The sequence below is a fragment of the Kamptonema sp. UHCC 0994 genome (genome assembly GCF_029167235.1).
GTDB lineage: Bacteria > Cyanobacteriota > Cyanobacteriia > Cyanobacteriales > Microcoleaceae > Kamptonema.
In genome coordinates, this window is the sequence record NZ_JARFTR010000066.1 from 12683 (window position 1) to 34290 (window position 21608).

The window sequence follows — 21608 nt, forward strand, 5'->3', positions numbered from 1 at the left end:
AAAACTATACCCGACTTTTTTTATCGGGTATGTTTGACAACATTTTGAGCTCGTGTTACTATCCACAAAGAGTCGAAAACCACCGTAGAAAGTAGGGAGTCCACCCATGACCCAAGCAACCAAAACCAAATCCACATCAGCAACCGCTGTCAGCCTCAAGTGTAAAGAATGTAGTGCAGAGTATGAACTCGAAGCTAAGCACGTTTGCGACCTGTGTTTTGGGCCGCTGGAGGTTAAATACGACTACGATGCTATTCGTCGCACCGTTTCCCGCCAAACTATCGAAGCTGGCCCTAACTCGATTTGGCGCTACCGCTCCTTTTTACCAGTCGTTACAGATAATGTTATTGATGTCGGCACGGGTATGACTCCCCTGCTTAAGTCTCACCGTTTAGCTCGCCGCCTGGGTCTAAAAAATCTTTATATTAAAAATGATGCTGTTAATATGCCCACTCTCAGCTTCAAAGATCGAGTGGTGTCAGTTGCTCTTAGTAGAGCTAGAGAATTGGGTTTTACTACTGTTTCCTGTGCTAGCACTGGCAACTTAGCTAATTCTACAGCTGCGATCGCAGCCCATGCCGGTCTAGATTGTTGTGTCTTCATCCCCTCCGACTTGGAAGCGGGCAAAATATTAGGCACTCTGATCTACAACCCAACTGTAATGGCAGTTCACGGTAACTACGACCAAGTTAACCGCCTCTGCTGCGAAGTAGCCAATACACATGGCTGGGGATTTGTCAATATCAACCTGCGTCCCTACTACTCGGAAGGTTCTAAAACCCTTGGCTATGAAGTCGCCGAACAGTTAGGCTGGCAATTACCCGATCACATCGTCGCTCCTTTAGCTTCTGGCTCCCTCTTCACTAAAATTTACAAAGGTTTTCAAGAATTTACAGAAGTCGGCTTAGTGGAAGGAAAGAAAGTCCGGTTTAGCGGAGCTCAAGCAGACGGTTGTTCGCCGATCGCTCAAGCATTCCGCGAAGAACGGGATTTCGTAACGCCAGTCAAGCCGAATACAATTGCTAAATCGATCGCGATCGGCAACCCCGCAGACGGCATTTACGCCTTAGAAATTGCCCGGAAAACAGGCGGTAATATTGAATCCGTCAGCGATGCCGAAATCATCGAAGGCATGAAATTATTAGCGGAAACTGAAGGTATCTTCACCGAAACCGCAGGCGGAACTACGATCGCAGTCTTGAAAAAACTCGTAGAAGCTGGCAAAATTGACCCCGAAGAAACCACCGTCGCCTACATCACCGGCAACGGCTTGAAAACCCAAGAAGCCGTCCAAGGATACATCGGCGAACCGATTACCCTAGAGCCGAAGTTAGAAGCATTTGAGCGTGCCCTAGAACGTGCTCGGACACTCGATCGCTTAGAATGGCAAGAAGTGAGCGTCTAATCATCACCCTTCAGATTTTGGGTAATTGGTAATACTAATAACAGCCAATTACCAATTACCAATTACCAACTACCAATTACCAACTACCAACAAACCATGAGTGTCAAAGTTTTAATTCCCACACCCTTGCAAAAATTCACCAAGAATCAATCGACAATTGAGTGCGGAGGCGGCAATATTGTCGAACTGATTGAATCACTAGAAACAAATTGTCCCGGCATCAAAAAAAGCCTCTGTGACGAACAAGGTGAACCTCGCAGATTTTTGAACTTCTACGTTAATAGCGAAGATATCCGCTTTTTAGATGGCTCAAAGACTGAACTTAAAGATGGAGATGAAGTTAGCATCGTTCCTGCTGTTGCAGGCGGCTAATTAATTAGCGATCGCAGATAGATAAACGCAGATGACGATCTAAATCTATCTGCGTTTATTTTTTTACATCTAAACCAATTTTCAATCACCCAAACAAATTCCAAGTCCGCGAGCAGTTTTAACTAGAGTACCTTTGGGATCGACTGCACTGTATTTTGAGATCGCATCGCTAAGCGGAACGCTAACCACTGAGCGATTTTGCCAAGTTACCATCTGGTCATATTTCCCCTCAGTAATTAAATCAACTGCGGCTACGCCAAAAGCTGAAGCAATTAATCTTTCCAGCGGCGAAGGAGTACCCCCGCGTTGAATATGTCCCAAAACAGTTACTCGCGTTTCTGCACCGCTACATTCAGAAATTGCATCAGCTAAATGCTGACCAATTCCCCCTAATCGCTTCTGTCCTAAACGATTTGTGTGCATCACTTGTTCGCCTTCTTCAGTGCGAACTGCCTCAGCGACAATAATTAAACAGTAGTTTTTTCCCTTTTCCTGGCGTTCTTGGATTTTGGCACAGATATTAGATAATTTGTAATGAATTTCGGGAATGAGAATTACATCTGCACCTCCAGCAATTCCCGCACTGATCGCAATGTGTCCAGCATCCCGTCCCATGACTTCCATAATCATCACCCGCGAATGGCTAGCGGCGGTGAAATGCAAGCGATCTAGTGCTTCTGTGGCAATATTAACGGCGGTATCAAAACCGATGGAACGTTCGGTAATTCCAACATCATTATCAATAGTTTTGGGAATAGCAACTAAGTTGATATTACCTTGTTGAGCAATTCGCTGGAGAATTGCTAGACTGCCATCACCGCCAATGCCAATTAAGGCATCTAGTCCGAGTTGATTATAGCCTTCAATGATATCGACGGTGCGATCGCACAAGCTGCCATCAGGCATGGGAAATGCGAAAGGATCTCCCTTATTCGTCGTGCCTAACATTGTACCGCCAGCCGTGAGCCAAGGGTCAACTTTTTCAATATCGAGGGAAATTGCCTGTGGAGGACGGCTCATCAATCCATTGGTGGCTTGACGAATTCCTAGAACTTCCCAATTATATGTTCCCGTTGCGCGGTAAACCACTGCTCGAATTACAGCGTTTAAGCCTGCACAATCTCCTCCACTGGTGAGGATGCCAATGCGTTTATGTTCTCCCATTCATACGCCCGTAATGCGATTAAGGCATTAGCATATCAAGTTTAGGGTTACGGCAAACGTATCTTAATAAATATTATTAGCTTTAATTTTTTTGATTCCCGTCAATTAAGATGAGGAGAATGCTTATATGTAACTATATTTTACAGTAAGATATTGGTGCGCGATCGCATCTTTATGATAAACTTTTATTGAAGATCGGGTGCTAAAACATTAATGACGCGACAGCCTCACGACCAATTTGCCAAACAGTATTTAGCTGAACTACTAGCATCACTAGGGGAAGTGAATGTTAGCCGCGAAGTAAGTGGCGAAGTTCGCCAAATCGATGTCTGGTTTGCACCCACAGTGCAACCTACTGGCGGTCGGCAAAATTTAGGATTACTTGGTAAAATAGTATCGAGTCCATGTTTGCTGGAACCTTATCCAGATCGCCTCTTTTAGAACTGGTTTCAACCTGGCGAGTTAATCTACAAACCAAGCAAGATTTAACTGAAGAAGATCGGGAGTTAATTATGATTTTAACACCAGCTTATGTCCAATGGCGAGAAGAAACTTTGCTACAGGGACGACAGATAGGAGTAGAGATAGGACGCTTTGAAGAACGGCGTATTCTTGTAGAAAACTTGTTAATAGCGAGATTTGGGTCTATTGATGAAGCACTATTAGCAGTGCTTGAACCAATGCTTGAGTTACCGCCGCAAGAATTAACGCGAATGCTGCTTGAATTATCTAATTTATCTCGCGAAGATTTGTTAACTAGATTTGGAAATAGAGAGAATTAATGATGAATCAAATCGCAAATTATGGCTCTTGGAAATCACCAATTACCTCAGATTTAATTGTCTCTGGTACAATTGGACTAGGGGGAATTTCCCTAGATGGCGATGATATTTACTGGATGGAAGGAAGGCCCTCCGAAGGCGGACGTAATGTCATTGTGCGTCGGACATCAGATGGTACAATAGCAGATGTCACACCACCACCTTTTAATGTTCGCACTCGCGTACATGAATATGGAGGCGGCGCGTTTTTAGTTGCCGATCGCACAGTTTATTTTTCCAACTTTACCGATCAACGCCTTTACTGTCAAACAATTGATTCAGAACCACAACCTTTAACGCCTGCGGGTGACTGGCGTTATGCAGATGGCATCATCGATCGCGAACGCAATCGCCTCATTTATATCCGAGAAGATCATACCACTACCAGTGAACCTGTTAACACAATAGTTAGCATTAATTTGGATAATAGCGAAGATATCCAGATTTTAGCTCACGGCAATGATTTTTACGCTTCACCTCGTCTAAGTCCCGATAATTCTCAACTTTGTTGGCTGAGTTGGAATCATCCAAATATGCCTTGGGATGGTACAGAATTATGGGTAGCGGAGATAAAAGCAGACGGTTCTTTAGGTGAAAAACAATTAGTTGCAGGCGGAGTTAGCGAATCTATTTTTCAACCAGAATGGTCAACCGATGGAGTGTTGTATTTTGTTAGCGATCGTTCTAATTGGTGGAACTTCTACCGCTGGCAACTAATCCCATTAACAAGCGAGGAAACCCCCTTAAAAAAATGGGGAGGAGAAATCGAAACTCTGTGCGAAATGCCTGCTGAATTTGGACTTCCCCAATGGGTTTTTGGGATGTTAACTTATGCTTTTACCTCAGCAAATAGCATCATCTGTACCTACACTCAACAAGGCATCTGGTATCTAGCCAGTCTCGATATCAAAACAAAACAGTTAACAACAATTGAGACTCCTTACACTAATATTTCAGGAATTAAAGCCAAAGACAACAAAGTGGTTTTCCTTGCAGCTTCTCCTACAGAATCCACAGCTATTGCACAATTAGATTTAGCAACAAATCAATTACAAGTGCTGCGGCGCTCTAGTGAATTAACCATCAATTCTGGCTATCTATCCAACCCCGAACCCATAGAGTTTCCTACAGAAAACGGACAGACAGCTTACGCTTTCTTTTACCCTCCCAAAAACCGCGACTACACCGCACCTGCTGAAGAAAAACCTCCCCTTGTTGTCAAAAGTCATGGTGGCCCAACCGCAGCAACTTCTAGCAGTTTCAATTTAAAAATTCAATACTGGACAAGTCGTGGTTTTGCTGTCCTTGATGTCAATTATGGCGGTAGCACTGGTTACGGACGGGAATACCGTCAGCGGCTAAAAGATCGATGGGGAATTGTCGATGTTGATGACTGTACTAACGGTGCAAAGTATTTAGCTGAAAGAGGATTAGTAGATAGCCAAAAAATGGCGATTGCCGGCGGTAGTGCAGGCGGTTATACTACTCTGTGTGCTCTCACTTTCCGAGACGTTTTTAAGGCGGGTGCGAGTTATTATGGAGTCAGCGATTTAGAAGCTTTAGCCACAGATACTCACAAATTTGAGTCTCGTTACTTAGATGGATTGGTTGGGCCTTATCCTGAACGGCAAGATTTGTATAAACAGCGATCTCCCATTCATTTTACTGAACGCTTATCTTGTCCAGTAATTTTCTTTCAAGGATTAGAAGATCGAGTTGTACCACCTAATCAAGCTGAGATGATGGTAGCAGCAATTAAAGCTAAAGGTTTGCCAGTAGCCTACATTACTTTTGAAGGCGAACAACACGGTTTTCGTCGTGCTGAAAATATCAAAAAAACACTCGACGGGGAATTTTATTTCTACTCGCGAGTCTTTGGGTTTGAATTAGCTGATGCAATAGAAGAAGTGCCTATTGCTAATCTTTAGAACTCTGAGGACTACAGCTTAGGAGGTTTCATTCAGTATCCTTCTAAGCTGTAGTTTATTTTAATTACATAAAAACGCCATTAGCATCTCAATCTTATTAGAGATTTCACAAAAAATGGCATCCGTCTAATGGAATAGAGTACATCTGTAAATATAGTCACTGTTAAATTATGTTACAGCTTAAAATTATCACAGGGTAAATTAGGTGGATTTACTTAGTAGTCAAAGCAGATGTTGTTTTCTTCAAGGCTCTATGCTATCATCCGAACCATACTCGCTATCGAGTACAAATTTAAAAGTAGTCACAACTTCAACCCTAGTTGAGTGAGTGAGTAGAGGTTGTTTGACAGCAGCGTTGAAAATCAAACTTTTTGCCGATTTATGTCAAAAAGCAGATGCTCAACAATACCTGCGTCTTTAGACTGGGAACTGTCAACAAATAATAACAACTCTGTTGAGTACAAGGTTGCAGATTCAAGCTGTCAGCCAAAGACAAACACATTAACGTTCACAGACAAATTTAACTTAACCAAACTCAACCTAATTGGTAGTAATGACTTACATTTCTATCAAAAATAGGCAATTAAGCAGGTACGGCTTATAAGTTGCATTTGCGGTGGCTACTTACACTTATGTATAACAGCCGCTAGAAATATTGAAGCGCAAGTAACGGAAAAAGCGATCGCCATTGATGCGTAGCAGGAGAAATTCTTAAGCGGATCTTAGGTTTAATCAATAAAAAACCGCTACTAGCAGACTTTTGAGTAAGCTTAAAAGACGCTAAAAATTGGGATTATAGCTCTCAAGTTGTTAGTATAGCAACCGCCATAATGACTCTTAACAGTTTTATTGTTTGGAGAACTTACGTAACGCCGCCCTCTGGGCGGTAAGATACCCCAATTTATGGCTGGGGAGAGTTATATTCAATTCATTTGAAAAGTGCTGTAAGGCGGCAAAATTCTTAGCTGTAGATAGTTTAAAACTATTGTATTAATTGTTCGCACCGAACAGTTTTTCGGCGCTATAAAGTGCATAAACAGCTTAATTTTGATTTTAGTCTTGAGAAAGTGTTGAGTTAAATATAACTCAACACTGCTTCCATTTGATTGAATAAGTACGCAAAGAAACTTGATTAAATCTGATTCATCAAAACTGATTTTAGATGTACAATTAAAAGCTAAGTATCGTTATTTAACTGAGTTCTTTACTGAATATTACTCCTATGAACGTGGATTTTATCAAAGCCCAAGTCAGGTTATTGCAGGGTGCTAGTGCTTCTGAGCAAGAAACCAGACTAAAGAATATCGGTGTTTGTGCTGGAGTTATAAAGGCTGGAGAGTATCTGACACCGCAACGGCGACACGCTGTAACTCTCTGGCTGCGAGCCAATGCAGTTCGTCTCCGGCTTCCTCAACTCCCCATTGAATTTGCGGGCGAAAAACGATCGCAATCGAGCAATTAAATAATAATCTACTCCCCATCATAAGCGGCATCAGTTTTGTAACTTTTCTATCTATCCACTAACCATTTTCTCAATAGCTTAGTCTTCTAACAAAATCCATATAAATCAATTAAAAAGGAGGTTAAAAAATTACGCTTTAGATTTTAGAGCAACTTGTATGTTGTTGCGTTTTAGCGCTAAGGCGCAATAATATACTTGGGAGCATCCCATTTTTGAAAAAGACCTAACCTCCCAGCCCCCTTCCTTTGAAGGGGAGGGGGTAGGGGGAAAAGATCGGGTTCAGTCTGGATGAAAAATCGGGGTGTTCCCAGGCACTTTTGTGTATATTATTTAATTTCCATTTCTTATTCCTGACACTTTTAACAGAATCAAAGACTTTTTTATCCCTTGCTGAGGTTTATATCCGCCATCCATGCTCCTATCTCTCAGAATTGAAAACTTTGCCTTAATCGACAGTCTCAACATCGATTTTGGCCCCGGTTTAAACGTCTTTACAGGCGAAACAGGTGCAGGTAAATCAATTATCTTAGACGCTCTAGATGCGACTTTAGGCGGCAAAATCGATCGTCGCGCTATTCGTACAGGAACAGTGCGGGCAATATTAGAAGCTACTTTTGAATTAGATCGATCGGTGGCTCAATGGCTGAGCGAACAAGAAATAGAACTTGTAGACGGAAACTTAGCAGTTTGTAGTCGAGAAATTACGGCTTCCAGCGGCGCATTCCGCAGCCGATCGCGCTTGAATGGTATTCTTGTTAATCGCCAACTGATGGATCAACTGCGCGATCGCCTGGTTGAAATTACCGCCCAAGGTCAAACAGTACAACTCGGACAACCCGCCCTTCAGCGCGAATGGCTTGATTTTTATGGCGGTTCCGAGCTCCTGAATAGCCGCCAAGCAGTAGCCGCCGCCTACACAGCCGCCCAACAAGCCGCCGCCGCCCTTACACGCAGACGACAATCCGAACAACAGCGTTTGCAAAGGCTAGACCTCTTAGAATATCAAGTCCGGGAACTCGGCGAAGCTAATCTCAGCCAACCAGAGGAACAAGAACAACTCGAACAGGAACGAACCAGACTCGCCCACATCGTAGAATTACAACAGCAGAGCTATCAAGTCTACCAAGCTCTTTATCAAAATGATAGAGGCACAGAAGCCGCTGGCGACTTACTCAGCCGTGCTGAAAGTTCTCTCAATGATATGGCAGTTTACGATCCTCAATTGCAACCCATACTAGAAATGGTCAGCGATGCTTTAGCCCAAGTCACAGAAGCAGGTAGACAAATTAGCAGCTATGGCGAACAATTAGAGACAGATCCTCAAAGACTGGAAGAAGTAGAAGAACGGATCAGAGAACTTAAACAAATTTGTCGTAAATATGGCCCTTTGAGTGAAGCGATCGCCTACTACCAGAATATCCAAATCGAACTCAAAGAACTCCACGACGGCGGCGAATCAATGGAAGCCTTAGAACAAGCCCATATAGCCGCTTTCGACCAGCTTAAAAGCGAGTGTCATGCCCTCACATTAAAACGCAAAGCCGCAGCCCTTCAACTCGAAACTCGCTTAGTCGGAGAACTTAAACCTTTAGCAATGGAGAAAGTACAATTTCAAGTTGAGATTAGTCCTTGTTCCCCCACAGCCGGAGGCGCAGATGCGATCGCCTTCTGTTTTAGCCCCAATCCCGGAGAACCTATGCAGCCATTAGGTGCGATCGCATCAGGAGGAGAAATGAGCCGCTTTTTACTCGCCCTCAAAGCCTGTTTCTCCCAGATAGACAGTTCCGAAACCCTAATCTTCGACGAAATCGATGTCGGAGTATCGGGAAGAGTCGCCCAAGCGATCGCCCAAAAACTCTATCAACTCACCCACAGACATCAAATCCTCTGCGTCACCCACCAACCCCTCGTCGCCGCAATGGCCGACTCCCACTTCCGAGTTAATAAACAACTTATCGAAGATGGAGGAGATGGGAGAAATGGGGAAGGTAGGGAAGATGGGGGAGAACTTTCTAGTTTGGCAACTCCAAACTCCCCTGACATCCGTACAGTTGTTAGAGTCACCCTGCTTGATAACCAAGAGAAACGGCGCGAAGAATTAGCCCAACTTGCCAGCGGGCGATCGGCCACAGAAGCGATCGCCTTCGCCGAATCTCTCCTCACCGAGGCCGCCATCCTCCGCCAAACCCACTCAAAACAGCAACCGATCGACCTTAAAAGCCAAAATCAGACCAGAAGAAGCCATCAAAAAGCCTATACAGACAAAAAACGCAAATCCTAACTTAACTCTACCCAGCCCAAAAATATTTAAAATGCTAGCAGACGACAATTGCAGCATTAAACTACAACCTAACCGTGCCAACATGACAGAAAAATCGCTTAAAAATCACAATTGTAGAAACCAGCACACATATTAGCAGGTTATGATGCAACAATCATGGCAAGGCTAGACCCTCCCCAGATTTAGCAACAGCCCCCGATCCAAGTAAACTGGGAATAAGTCTTAGACTCTGCTTACTAGGTGCTACCTACCCGCCCTAGTAAACTTGCCCACCCCTCACTTGTCAAAGACCAACCCTTACGCAATAGCCTCTATAAAGGTCTATGAAATCTGCATCTCCCAACGTATCTATGGACAACGCTACCACCGCCGTGATAGATGTTAGTCCTCAGAATGACAATCATCAGGTTCAGCATCCCAAACCTAACTCTAGTAGCAGTTCTCTCACCATAGCCCAAGGAAACTTCTCAAGTTTCCTCGCCCCCCTTAACAAAGACAACTTTAAGCACGTCACTAGAGATGTAGAAGATAAGCTCAGAGTTGTTAACCAAACCCTAGGGATGTTGGACAGTCTACTGGATAGCCAGGGATTTGATGCCATCCTCAACGAAATGTTGCAGTCCATCACCCTTAAAACAGGGGAATTACTGAACGCCGACCGCAGCACTATTTATTTATTAGACGACGAAAAAGAACCCAGCGAACTTTGGTCAATTGTCGCCAAAGACGAGAAAGGCAACAACCTCGAATTTCGATTTCCCTCTACTGTGGGCATCGCTGGAGAAGTAGCTACCTTTAAAAAAGTTGTTAATATTGGCTTCGATTTCTACGACGATCCGCGCTCAACTAACGCTAAGAAGACGGATCAAAGAACTGGATATCGGACTTTTTCAATGTTAGCAATGCCCCTGATCAATGAAGAAACAGGGGAATTAGTAGCAGTCGTCCAACTGATTAATAAGCTTAAGTTAAATCACGAACCTCATGGACGATTAGAAGACAAAATTGATGCCTGTGGATTTACCGCAGAAGACGAACAAGTATTTAGAGAATTCGCCCCCTCAATTCGCCTAATTCTCGAATCTTCTAAATCTTTCTATGCAGCAACTCAAAGACAGCGTGCCGCCAGCGCCCTAATGAATGCCGTCCAAGCACTTTCCCAGAGTAGTCTCAACTTAGATGACACCTTGGGACGAGTCATGGATCAGGCAAAAGGACTGATGAACGCCGATCGCAGCACCCTTTGGCTAATAGATGACGATAAAGATCAACTTTGGACAAAAATTCCCATCAATGGGATTTTACAAGAAATTCGTATCCCTAGAACCGCTGGTTTTGCTGGGATGGTAGCCGAATCAGGAGAACACCTTTTAATTCCCTTTGATGTATACGACGATCCCCGTGCAGTGACAGCCAAAGAAACGGATAAAAGAACGGGCTATCGTACTTGCAGTATGCTGTGTATGCCAGTGTTTAATGCCGACAAAAAATTAATAGGTGTCACCCAGTTAATTAACAAGAAAAAACAGGGAGATTACGCACCCTACGACTCCGCTAACTGGCCAGAAGCGCCCGAACAATGGAAGGCGAGTTTTAACCGCAACGACCTAGAATTTATGAAGGCGTTTAATATCCAAGCCGGAGTCGCCTTACAAAATGCTAAACTTTTCGCTGAAGTCAAGCAGCAAGAACAAAGACAAAAAGATATGCTTCGCAGCTTGACAAATGGCGTAATTTCTACAGATAAAAATGGTCATATCGTCGCTACCAACGATAGCGTAAAAAAACTACTGGGAGCTACCGATGCTGACCTGGCCGAAGGCAAATCTTTGCGCGAGTTGATTAACTTAGAAAAAGGTAATTTTGCCCAGTGGTTTGAAGCAGCTTTGTCACCCAAAGAGGAGAAAGATCGCCGACAGTTTTACCCAGACCAAGTTTTACTTCCCCTAGAAGGCGAACCTCAGAGTATTAATTTATCAATTAATTCAATGGCAGATGCTGTTGACCCTGATAAAGTTAATGGGGCCCTGGTAGTGATGGAAGATATCAGTGGTGAAAAACAAGTAAAAAGCTTGATGTATCGCTACATGACCCCGGAAGTAGCCGAAGCTTTGTTAGCTTCGGGGGACACCGGACTCGGCGGCAAGCGCAAGCACGTCTCGGTGCTGTTCTCAGATATTCGCAGCTATACCACATTAACTGAAAAACTGCAAGCAGAAGAAGTGGTCGCTATGCTCAACGGATATTTTGAAGAAATGGTAGATGCCGTCTTTAAATACGGCGGTACTCTTGATAAGTACATCGGCGATGCACTGATGGCTGTATTTGGTTCCCCTGCACCTCTAGAAGATCACAGTTGGTGCGCCATGCAAACGGCTGTAGAAATGCGGGAACGTTTAGTTGAATTCAATGCCGATCGCGTCAGGAACGGGTTAATGGCGATTAGCATTGGTATGGGCATCCATTCCGATGAAGTAGTGAGCGGTAACATTGGTTCTAGCAAGCGTATGGAATTGACATCCATTGGTGATGGTGTGAACCTGGCCTCTCGCTTAGAAGGGACATCTAAACAATACGGTACTGACTTGGTAATCAGCGAAAATACTTATAGAGATTACGCCGAGCGCCTTTATGTCCGAGAACTGGATTTCATCACTGTTAAAGGCAAAACCGAACCCGTTACCATCTACGAACTTTTAGGCATCCGTGCAGGGTTTTCGCCCATTGGCAAACCACTCTCCACAGCTCAGCAGAAGGTCATAGAACACTATGAAAAGGGGCGGGAGTGCTACAAACGGCCAGTGAGTGAAAAGCTTTCAGACAGAGAGATTCGCGAGTTGTTAGAAAGAGTTAAACAGATGTCTCCGGCTGATATCAAAAAGCTCTCCTACAATGTCGAAGAGCAGTTAGAGTATCAACTTAAGAAACTGCTGTATTACATCAAAAAGCTGCCAGAGTCGAAAATTGCCAGACCCTCTAAAAAAGATGAGCTGATTAAATTGCTGAAGCCAGAAATCAAGCTGCTGTCTTTGGAGACGATCAAAAATCTCTCCGAGGACGAAGTGAGAGTGCTTTTAAAAGCTAAAGTTAAGCAGATATCAGCAGAGGATATTAAGGAACTGGCAGAGGGCGATGCTAAAAAGCTCTTGGAGAGCGAAGTTAAGCAGCCATCAAAGCCTCAGATTAAGAAACTGACACCGGCTGAAATTAAGCTGCTATTAGAGGCTAAAATTAAAAGTCGGTCAGTAGAAGCAGTCGAGAATTTTTTAAACGAAGAATTCCCGAACTTATCCCTAGATCAAGTTAAGAAGCTGCTCTCTGAGGTCAAGCGGCTGTTAGAACCCAAAGCTAAGCAGGCGTTTAAAGATGCTGACAGCCAATTTCACTCTGTTCTGGAAGCAGATCCCAAAAACAAGGCAGCTAAATTGCACGTTGAGCGCTGTATGCTATTTCAGCACCAGCCTCCAGATGTCCTCAACTGGGACGGCGTTTGGAAACTTACGGAAAAATAAACTGCCCCTGCGGCGATCCCCGTCGCAGGTATTCCCAGCAAGCTGAAGAAGTCTAGCACTTCACTCTCATTTTGTGCGACCTCAAAAATTCTGTCTCTGAGCCTCTGCATGGTTTCGCCGCAGAAAGTCAATCCTCTAGTCTTAGATATAGGAAACATTAAACTCTAGTTATGACTAATTTCAATTCGCAGTCCACAGATATCAATTGGGTGGAAGATGTTTACCAACTGTTGATGGATATTGCTCGCTGCTCTTTGTCGGATATCCCCAGACTGCCAGAGAATTTTTCTCAAAAGGCTCTGCCTCTGCTACAGAAAGTACAGAGTATTGAAGACGATCGCGATGGGCAAGCAATCTCAGGTTTACATTCAGGGCACGAGCGCGAGTGGGCACAGCAAGTACGTCAATTTTTGCTGGAAATTACTAGCGTCTATTTGTCAGAGCAACCAAGAATGCCGGAAAACCTGGCAGGGAGAGCGATCGCACTGGCGGAGAAAGCCCAGGCTATTAAAGAAGTAGCAGAAAATGAAACGCCCTCCGCAGATGAATCGGACACCTCAGTACCCCGCCCAGAGGTACTGCTGCAACTCTTACGTGAGAGCTTTAAAATTCAACGCTCTAAAAGTAGTAATCCAGATGCTCCCCAATGGCAGCAAGCGATTACCATGCTGGATGTAGTACAGGGAATGTATAACCAAGTCCATGAGTGAATCAATTTCGGCGCTCGACGCTTTCTCCCCATCCTGATGAGCGGCTGGGGAGATATTTCCTTGGAGGTATATTCATATTTTTGTGTCAAAAAGCCAGAATTGTGTTACAATGACTTATAGTTATTTTTAGATCGCTTTCAGTGAGTTCACAATAGCGTATCTATTCCTTATGGAATCTAATAGTCAGCCTGCCAGTCCTTCAGACCGACCTCCTCAGCAAACGCTAGCCAATATTGTCGGAACTGCGATCGCGATACTGACATTAACCCTACCATTGTGGGCGATCGCACACTATTCTCCCACGAATATCAAGATTTGGCAACCAACCCCCTATCAACTCCAAAGATTTCCGCAGTGAAGGGGAGTAGGAGGATTTTTGCAGGAAAGATCGCGACGCAATACTTTTTAATTTTTTACCGCCCCCTAAATCCTGTTAATCTTAGAGTAAAAGCCGTTTGACCAATCGGTGTCGAATCCAATATCAACTCTCCACCATGAGCACGGGCAATTTCACGGGATAAACTCAATCCCAAACCTAGACCTTCAATATGGCGATTATGGGCAGAATCTCCCCGGTGAAATCGATTAAAAATTCGTTCCCGATCGCTTACAGGGATATCATGGGAAGAATTAGTAACAGTTACAGAAACCATCAACTCCTTAAGCTTCGCCTCAATCCGCACCCAACCCGACGGTAGATTATACTTAACAGCATTAGTAATCAAATTTTGCAATACTTGGATCAATAAATCGCGATCGCCCTTAACTCGTAATCCCGGCTGAATCTGTAAATTTACACTTAAATCCGGCGCTAACAGTTCAATATCTTCCGCTAAAGTCAGCAAAAGTGCGGACAAATCGATCTCAACTTTGTGTAAGCGCATTTGTCCCGCATCTGCTAAAGATAGTAATAGTAACTTGCGGACAATTGAACCCAAACGGCCCACTTCATCCAGCAAATTACTTAGATTTTGCTGGAGCTCCGAACCAGAATCAGCTTGTTGCAATGTCCTCTCTAATTCACCCTGCAAAATTGCCAAGGGTGTTTTCAGTTCATGGGCCGCATCCGCACTAAAACGCGATGCTTGTTGAAAGCTGCGTTCTAGGCGTTCCATCATCTGATTAAATACCTTTATTTGTTCTAAAAATTCGACATCTACTGCACTAATCGGAATCCGCTGATCTAATCCTTTTGCTGTCACTCTTTGCAAAGTTGCCGTGACTTCACGGATTGGTTTTAATGCCCTTTCAGATAGAAACCAAGCCGCGATCGCGACTACAATCAAAACTGATGGTACTGAAATCAGAAAAATATTACTAATCGCACTCATTTCATGCTCAAATTCAGTGAAACTGACTGCGATCGCAATCTGAATAAAAGGAGATGTCGCTCCCCCAACCCGCCAAATTCCTGTCACAGTATGACGTTTTACCAGTGGAGATAACTGGTTTATCGGTTTGTGGGGCCTAAATGGTGGTGGTTCTCGACGGGGTTCTGGAGGGGGAAAAAGCCCTTCCTCTGGTGGTTCTCGACGAGGTTCTGGAGGGGGAAAAAGCCCTTCCTCTGGTGGTTCTCGACGGGGTTCTGGAGGGGGAAAAAGCCCTTCCTCTGGTGGTTCCGGCGGTGGCCCTGGGGGGGGGAATTCCTCTCCTTCTCTGGGTGGTGGGTATGGGTACGGGGGGCGTTGTCTGGGAGGACGAAAACGCGGTGGTGGTCTAAAAGTATCTTGGGGAGGAAATAATCCCGATCGATCTAAATCAGAGGGCCAATTAGTAGATTGAAACAAGATATTTCCATCAACATCAAGCACCAATAGTGCAATCTTAGCCTGCGAATCAACACCGAAGAAAGACGGTAATGCTAACTCATAAGACTCCCAATGATCCAGCGGACGGGGTGCAGAAGATTCTCGCAATAAATGACTTTTGATCTGATCGTCAAGACGAGCTAATTTTGTCTGATAAATTAGGAACCAAGAGACAAAACCAAAACCCACTAAAGCACTACCTGCAAGAATTGCAGATAAAAGAGTAATTCGGAGACGAAAAGAATGCCATTTCACGATTAAACTTCCGGTTTACGAAAACAGTAACCAACGCCCCGCACGCTTTCAATACAACTCCCACCGTCCATACGTTCTAGTTTCTTACGAATGCGCTGAATGCAAACATCTACTAAGTTTGTACTAGGATTAAAATCATAGCCCCAAACGTGCTCTAAAATTTGTGTCCGAGTTAAAACTCTTCCAGGGGAACGCATTAGATATTCTAGTAAATTGAACTCGCGGGTAGTAAGTTCTACTGATTGTTGATTGCAAGTAACTTGGCGAGTAATCCGATCCAGTTTTAGGGGGCCAAGGCTTAAAATATTCTGGCGTTCCCCAGAAACACGGCGGATAACTGCATGAATACGTGCGATTAGTTCTTCAACAAAAAATGGTTTAGCTAAATAATCATCAGCCCCAAGATTTAGTCCTTCCAGGCGGTCGTCAAGTTCATTGCGAGCAGTTAATAAAATTACGGGTACATTGCGACCAGAGCGACGCAAACTTTTAAGGATTGCTAATCCATCTTTACCCGGAAGCATAATATCAAGAACTAGCACGTCATATTGGTTATCCATTGCTCGCAGATAACCTTCATCACCGTTATCGCAATAATCAACAACAAAACCTTGTTCTTTCAATCCAGCACAGACAAAGCTAGCAATTTTGGCTTCGTCTTCAACATAGAGAATATTCATAATTTTACCTCTTTAGTTATTCTACTATGATATAGGATTAACGAACATTACAAATTTGTCATTTAATTGCAGGTATACCTGTCATATTCAGATTGTTTAATTAGAAAATTGATAAGGCAATTTCAACTTATTTTCAGGGGATCGGTCTAATGATTAAGCGTTACTTATTGGTATTGGGTACAACATCTGTGATTCTACAGATTGCGAGTGGAATGGGAGTTAATCAATTGCAATTGAGGAATATAAGCCCTGGAAGTGCGATCGCTCAGTTTCCACCCTATCCACCACCGCACGTCACTACTGAAACTGCGATCGCTCAATTTCCACCCTGTCCCCCGCCACCACCGCCGATGATGGGGATGGAATCAGGGAGTCAGACAGAACCCCCTTGGGCAAAAAATATCAACCTCAGCAACGAACAGCGATCGCGCATCCAGGCGATTCACGAACAAGGTATCAAAGGTATCCAGAAGATACAACAGCAACTTTTTGAGGCGGATGGAAAAATGCGATCGCTCTTAGAAACCAATACCCCATTAGAGCAATTGCGACAACAACAGCAGTACATCCAAACCCTACGCCAGCAAATCGACAACAATCACTTTGAAATGATGTTAGCCGAACGCCAAGTATTGACGCAAGAACAGCTTATTCAGCTTAAAGAGTTGATGCAGCAGCAAGGGGGGCCGCCTTAGTGATACCAAATCCGGCTTAAATATCTTCTTTATTCTTTAGTCCGCGTAGGCGGACTTCGTTTGTGTAGTAGCGGTTTCAACCGCCCAACAATCTACTAGAAGGTGTTGAAAAAGCAGTACGTCAACAGATGCTAGAATATTTAAGTCGTAAATTAGTCCTTTTTTGTCCAAAAAGTAACCAACAAGGCTCGTGGCTCCCATAAATGAATTAAACAAGCTGAAGCTTTTTAATAACGAGTTTGGGTAGAAGATGCGATCTGCTATAAGTAAAAGGCTAAAAGTTTTAGGGACGTATAAAGATAGGTATCGATATACTTAAGGCTAGAAACGCTTGCGGGAGCCGCCCCAGGCGTTTCCAGAATCTAACTAGGGACGAATGTAGCTAAATGTAGCTATCTGAAGTAGCTCTTCACCCCTTAAAGCGACCGATCCTCAAGGAGAAATTTTAATATGAAAGATCAACAAAAAATTCGCCAAGTCCCTATAGCTGTCATTGCAGGTGTTTGTGGATTCGTTTTAGCCGCTGGTGGCGGAATAGCCTGGTGGACAACGCAAAACCCTAATCTCCGCACCAGTGAATCTTCTGCTCCCCCCACCGTCCCCATAGCTTCCCCTAGTCCTAGCAATACACCAAGCGTAATTATCCCCGTACCGACTCCCACTCCTGCTCAGACTCAGCCATCTCAGGATTCACAGTCGGCTCTCAAGCCTCAGTCACCCGCACCAATACCTTTAGGCTCAACAGCAGAGAAAACAGCTCAAGTCTACTGGCTCAAAGATACAGGCGGCAAATTTCAGATTGTGCCTGATAAATTGGCCGCTCAGGGAATCCAGAAACCCGATACAGCTATAAAAGGTGCTTTCGAGCAATTGTTAGCAGGCCCCACAGATGGGAAGGGCCAGAGCGAAGTTCCCAAAGGAACAAAACTTGAGAGTGTAAAAGTTTTGGAGGATGGTGTTCACGTGAATTTGTCAGAGGAATTTACCTCTGGCGGTGGTAGCACCTCGATGATTGGGCGTTTGGGGCAAGTAATATTCACAGCTACCAGTTTGCAACCGGATGCTCAAGTCTGGATTTCTGTAGATGGAAAACCCTTGAAAATTTTAGGTGGTGAAGGGTTAGAGGTAGCTTGGCCGAGCACTCGCTCCTCCTTTGAGAAAGACTTTGCTGTGCAGTAATTGTTAGCCTGCGGTAATGGGTAATTGGCAATTGGCAAAAAGTGAAAAACTATGGCAGATTGCCCATTGCCTCAAGGCATTTAGCAATTACCCTTACTGCTTGCTGGTCAGACTAAATTCCCGAAAGTGGCGGGCTTGCTGTTCGATACGGGCGGCGAGGCGATCGCAAACCAAATTGCACAGCTCAAAAATCAATTCATCTTCCACCCGATAGTAGGCTGAAGTTCCCTCACTCCGGCGAGTGAGAATACCAGCTTGCAGCATAAGTTTCAAATGTTTAGAAACATTCGCTTGACTGGTTTCGGTGTCTTCCACCAACTCTTGAACACATTTTTCCCCGTCACGAAGCAGATTTAAAATCCGCAAACGCATCGGTTCGCTCAGAATACTGAAATACTCAGCAACTTGCTGCACAACTTCTTGCGGCACAGGCTGGGATGACTTCATCAAACTCACCTGAAAGAACAGATCCCCAAATACTAACATTTAGTCTGTTTATAACAATAAAGTAATCCTTAATCTGGATTAATTCGCATCAATGGCTGACCGTACTCCAGAGGTTCGCCGTTCTGAATCAAAATTTCCACAACGGAACCCGATACCTCTGCCTCGATCTCGTTCATCAGTTTCATTGCCTCAATGATACAGACGGTCTGACCAACCCTGACGCGATCGCCTACCTGCACAAAAGGCGGCTCATCAGGCCCAGGAGCCCGGTAAAAAGTTCCTACCATTGGGGAGATCACCTCCACCCATTTAGGTTCTGCCGGTGGCGGAACCGCTATCGGCCGAGCAGCACTGGAACCAGTTGGGGAAATACCTTTAGCAGCCGGATTCACCCCCGAACTTAGGGGTGTAGGAGCAGCCGATGCCCCCGTCAGGGCCACTGTGTCATTAATACTACCATCGGTCAAAATATCACAGCGATCGGCGATCGCATCAGAATTGAGAGCATTACCTAGGGAAGGAGCCCCAGTTTCTCTAACCGGAGAGCCTTTTCGCACCGTCAATTCAAAATCTGCACTTTTTAAGTTCAGCTCCGAAATGCCAGTAGAGTCTAAAACTGTCAGCAGTTCGCAAAGCTGGTTTAAGTCTAGTTGCACAGCAAGTTAATCGGTAATGGGTTAATTGGATAATTGAAAATGGGGCTTTCTTTACTAGGACTTACGCAAAACTCTTTGTAACGCCGCCCTCGCTTACGGTCAAGTCACCGCCCAGAGGGCGGCATTACGTAACTCTAGGCATAGCCCTTATTCGCGGCCAAGGTAACTATCGGTGCGGGTATCAATCCGAATCCGTTCCCCTGCTGAAATAAATAGCGGCACCATCACCTGAGCCCCAGTTGACACAATGGCAGGCTTACTACCACCAGTAGCAGTATCTCCTTTAACGCCGGGATCGGCTTGTATTACTTCCAAGACCACAGCATTAGGCAGTTCTACCTCTAGAATTTGTTCGCCCCAGCGGAGAATATTGACCTCCATACCTTCTGTAAGATACTTGACGCGATCGCCAATCTGGGTAGCACTCAGAGTTGTTTCTTCATAAGTTGCCATATCCATAAAGACAAACTGATCGCCATCTTTATAGGTATGCTGCATAGAACTCTTTTCCAGGTTGGCTTGAGGTAAAGTCTCCCCGGCTCGGAAAGTTTGTTCTACTACATTTCCGGTTTGTACGTTTTTTAATTTCGTCCGCACAAAAGCCGAGCCCTTTCCGGGCTTAACGTGGAGGAATTCAACCACTTTCCACACCCCGTTATTCCACTCAATCGAAACACCTGGTCGAAAGTCATTACTCGAAATCATAAAAAAATTCTGGTTAAGTGTGAAAACCGCTTCTAAAAATGTAGGTAAACTTAGTTTAGCCCTACATTAGACTCCCCGGTTCAAGTCTTAAGCGACGCTTATGTAGGTATCTTGACCTTAAAAAGAACAATCGGCATTTTATTTTACCGCCCAACGGGGCAACAGGTGTAACTAAAGCCAAAAAGCTTCCCAGACCCCAGCACATAAAGCACAGTGCGGCATCTGAGTTAAGTCAAAGGGCGGACAGCCCTGTGGGAAGATGAGAAAGATCATAAAATATTAAACTTATGCTCGATTTGCGTAATTTCCTGATTGATACTGGCAAGCGTTGGCTCAAGGTTGGCATCTTAGCACTGCTGCTATTCACTCTCTCGTTAAGTTTAAGCCCTGTTTCCCAGGCGGCGAGACGCTCTAGCAGTATGCCTGCTGGCAATGCCATTACTGATAGCCAGGCCCTATTGCGTTACGCCTTACCCATTAACAATGAGGCGGTGCGAGATATCCAAACCAGTTTAGAAGATATTAGCAACCACATCCTGGCTAAACGCTGGGGGCCGATTAGCAACGATGTCAAAAAGGCATCAAGGGTTTTGAGTACCCGCTCAAGTGAGATACTAAAAAGTATTTCTGATGAACAAAAGCCTGAAGCTGAAGCCCTAATTGCAGAGCTCAATTCACGAGTTGCAGAATTGCAAAAGGCCGTTGAGACCAAGGACAAGGAAGAAGTCGGCAAACAAAGAGGCGAACTTCTTAATAAAGTTGCCGCTCTTGAAGAGTTAATGGTGAAGGAGTTTCCTTTTGAAGTACCTTTAGAATACGCTAATTTGCCTCAACTGAAAGGTCGCGCTACAATAGAGATGGAAACTGAAAAAGGACAGATTACTTTTGTAGTTGATGGCTATAGTGCTCCTGTTACGGCTGGTAATTTTGTGGATTTGGTGGAGCGGGGTTTTTACAACGGTTTGAAGTTTATTCGCTCGGAAGAATCTTATGTGCTACAAGCGGGAGATCCGCCGGGTTCAGAAGTTGGTTTCCTCGATCCAGCTACAGGAGTATACCGCAATATTCCTTTGGAGGTAATGGTGAGAGGAGATGATAAACCTACTTATGGGATTACTTTAGAAGATGCGGGACGCTATCGCGATCAACCAGTGTTGCCTTTTTCTGCTTATGGTACTGTGGCGATGGCGCGAGTAGAATCTGAACCTGATAGCGCTTCTTCGCAGTTTTTCTTTTTCTTGTTTGAACCGGAGTTAACACCTGCTGGCCTCAATTTATTGGATGGTCGCTATGCTGTTTTCGGTTACGTGATTGAGGGGAAAGAGGTTTTGGAAAAACTGAAGCAGGGGGATGAAATTATTTCTGCTAAGGTGGTTCGAGGAGCAGATAATTTGGTTCAGCCTCAAGCCAGTTAGTGGGAAATTAATAATTTTTTAGTAGAGACGCGATTAATCCCGTCTCTACAAGTCCCGAACAGTTTCTCACTATTACTATTTATGTTTAGTATTCATTTGAATAAGTGGTTTTA

At 44.4% G+C, this 21608-nt stretch carries 19 protein-coding genes; 13 read left to right on the top strand and 6 right to left on the bottom strand.

Annotation, left to right across the window (positions count from 1 at the left end; all coding sequences use genetic code 11):
- Positions 1 to 106 precede the first annotated feature (106 nt).
- The gene (gene thrC, locus PY364_RS06665) at positions 107 to 1405 is read left to right on the top strand and encodes a threonine synthase (protein ID WP_272030386.1); all 1299 of its coding nucleotides are present in this window, start codon (positions 107 to 109) and stop codon (positions 1403 to 1405) included.
- Between the two features lie 96 nt (positions 1406 to 1501).
- The gene (locus tag PY364_RS06670; protein ID WP_275521443.1) at positions 1502 to 1777 is read left to right on the top strand and encodes a MoaD/ThiS family protein; all 276 of its coding nucleotides are present in this window, start codon (positions 1502 to 1504) and stop codon (positions 1775 to 1777) included.
- An 81-nt stretch (positions 1778 to 1858) separates the two neighbouring features.
- On the opposite strand, the gene PY364_RS06675 is transcribed toward PY364_RS06670, so the two are convergent.
- Positions 1859 to 2941: an ATP-dependent 6-phosphofructokinase gene (locus PY364_RS06675; protein ID WP_275521444.1), complete on the bottom strand. Its 1083-nt coding sequence runs from the start codon at positions 2939 to 2941 to the stop codon at positions 1859 to 1861.
- A 213-nt stretch (positions 2942 to 3154) separates the two neighbouring features.
- On the opposite strand from PY364_RS06675, the gene PY364_RS28810 reads away from it, so the two are divergent.
- The 8 genes from PY364_RS28810 (at position 3155) to PY364_RS06710 (ending at position 14013) form a co-directional block, all read left to right on the top strand.
- Positions 3155 to 3382: a hypothetical protein gene (locus PY364_RS28810; RefSeq protein ID WP_343277557.1), complete on the top strand. Its 228-nt coding sequence runs from the start codon at positions 3155 to 3157 to the stop codon at positions 3380 to 3382.
- The gene (locus PY364_RS06680) at positions 3346 to 3723 is read left to right on the top strand and encodes a hypothetical protein (RefSeq protein WP_343277558.1); all 378 of its coding nucleotides are present in this window, start codon (positions 3346 to 3348) and stop codon (positions 3721 to 3723) included. Before PY364_RS28810 ends, PY364_RS06680 begins: the two co-directional genes overlap by 37 nt.
- Positions 3723 to 5690: a S9 family peptidase gene (locus tag PY364_RS06685; RefSeq protein ID WP_343277559.1), complete on the top strand. Its 1968-nt coding sequence runs from the start codon at positions 3723 to 3725 to the stop codon at positions 5688 to 5690. The genes PY364_RS06680 and PY364_RS06685 overlap by 1 nt, the downstream gene beginning before the upstream one ends.
- A gap of 1222 nt (positions 5691 to 6912) precedes the next feature.
- The gene (locus tag PY364_RS06690; protein WP_275521445.1) at positions 6913 to 7152 is read left to right on the top strand and encodes a hypothetical protein; all 240 of its coding nucleotides are present in this window, start codon (positions 6913 to 6915) and stop codon (positions 7150 to 7152) included.
- A gap of 412 nt (positions 7153 to 7564) precedes the next feature.
- On the top strand, positions 7565 to 9433 hold the full coding sequence (gene recN / locus PY364_RS06695) for a DNA repair protein RecN (RefSeq protein WP_275521446.1): 1869 nt from the start codon (positions 7565 to 7567) through the stop codon (positions 9431 to 9433).
- Positions 9434 to 9756: 323 nt separating this feature from the next.
- A complete protein-coding gene (locus tag PY364_RS06700) occupies positions 9757 to 12945 on the top strand; it encodes an adenylate/guanylate cyclase domain-containing protein (protein WP_275521447.1) in 3189 nt (1062 codons plus the stop codon).
- A 170-nt stretch (positions 12946 to 13115) separates the two neighbouring features.
- Entirely contained in the window at positions 13116 to 13655 is a 540-nt protein-coding gene (locus PY364_RS06705; RefSeq protein WP_275521449.1) for an inorganic pyrophosphatase, read from the top strand.
- A gap of 169 nt (positions 13656 to 13824) precedes the next feature.
- Complete coding sequence (locus tag PY364_RS06710) at positions 13825 to 14013, top strand: hypothetical protein (protein ID WP_275521450.1); 189 nt, start codon at positions 13825 to 13827, stop codon at positions 14011 to 14013.
- 55 nt (positions 14014 to 14068) lie between these two features.
- On the opposite strand, the gene PY364_RS06715 is transcribed toward PY364_RS06710, so the two are convergent.
- Positions 14069 to 15718 (bottom strand): ATP-binding protein, encoded by a 1650-nt coding sequence (locus tag PY364_RS06715; RefSeq protein ID WP_275521451.1) that lies wholly within the window; start codon positions 15716 to 15718, stop codon positions 14069 to 14071.
- 2 nt (positions 15719 to 15720) lie between these two features.
- Complete coding sequence (locus tag PY364_RS06720) at positions 15721 to 16398, bottom strand: response regulator transcription factor (protein WP_275521453.1); 678 nt, start codon at positions 16396 to 16398, stop codon at positions 15721 to 15723.
- 149 nt (positions 16399 to 16547) lie between these two features.
- On the opposite strand from PY364_RS06720, the gene PY364_RS06725 reads away from it, so the two are divergent.
- Positions 16548 to 17093 carry a hypothetical protein gene (locus tag PY364_RS06725; protein WP_275521454.1) on the top strand — a complete coding sequence of 182 codons (546 nt, stop codon included), beginning with the start codon at positions 16548 to 16550 and terminating at the stop codon, positions 17091 to 17093.
- Between the two features lie 450 nt (positions 17094 to 17543).
- Complete coding sequence (locus tag PY364_RS06730; RefSeq protein WP_275521455.1) at positions 17544 to 18272, top strand: GerMN domain-containing protein; 729 nt, start codon at positions 17544 to 17546, stop codon at positions 18270 to 18272.
- A gap of 93 nt (positions 18273 to 18365) precedes the next feature.
- Here PY364_RS06730 and PY364_RS06735 read toward each other — a convergent pair whose 3' ends face one another.
- From PY364_RS06735 to efp, 3 genes are all read right to left on the bottom strand, one after another.
- A complete protein-coding gene (locus PY364_RS06735) occupies positions 18366 to 18758 on the bottom strand; it encodes a metalloregulator ArsR/SmtB family transcription factor (RefSeq protein WP_343277560.1) in 393 nt (130 codons plus the stop codon).
- A 29-nt stretch (positions 18759 to 18787) separates the two neighbouring features.
- The gene (gene accB / locus PY364_RS06740) at positions 18788 to 19375 is read right to left on the bottom strand and encodes an acetyl-CoA carboxylase biotin carboxyl carrier protein (RefSeq protein WP_275521458.1); all 588 of its coding nucleotides are present in this window, start codon (positions 19373 to 19375) and stop codon (positions 18788 to 18790) included.
- Positions 19376 to 19522: 147 nt separating this feature from the next.
- Positions 19523 to 20080, bottom strand: coding sequence for an elongation factor P (efp, locus tag PY364_RS06745; protein WP_275521459.1), 558 nt, complete (start codon positions 20078 to 20080; stop codon positions 19523 to 19525).
- 287 nt (positions 20081 to 20367) lie between these two features.
- Between efp and PY364_RS06750 the strand changes: the two genes are divergently transcribed.
- Complete coding sequence (locus tag PY364_RS06750; protein WP_275521460.1) at positions 20368 to 21495, top strand: peptidylprolyl isomerase; 1128 nt, start codon at positions 20368 to 20370, stop codon at positions 21493 to 21495.
- Positions 21496 to 21608 lie beyond the last annotated feature (113 nt).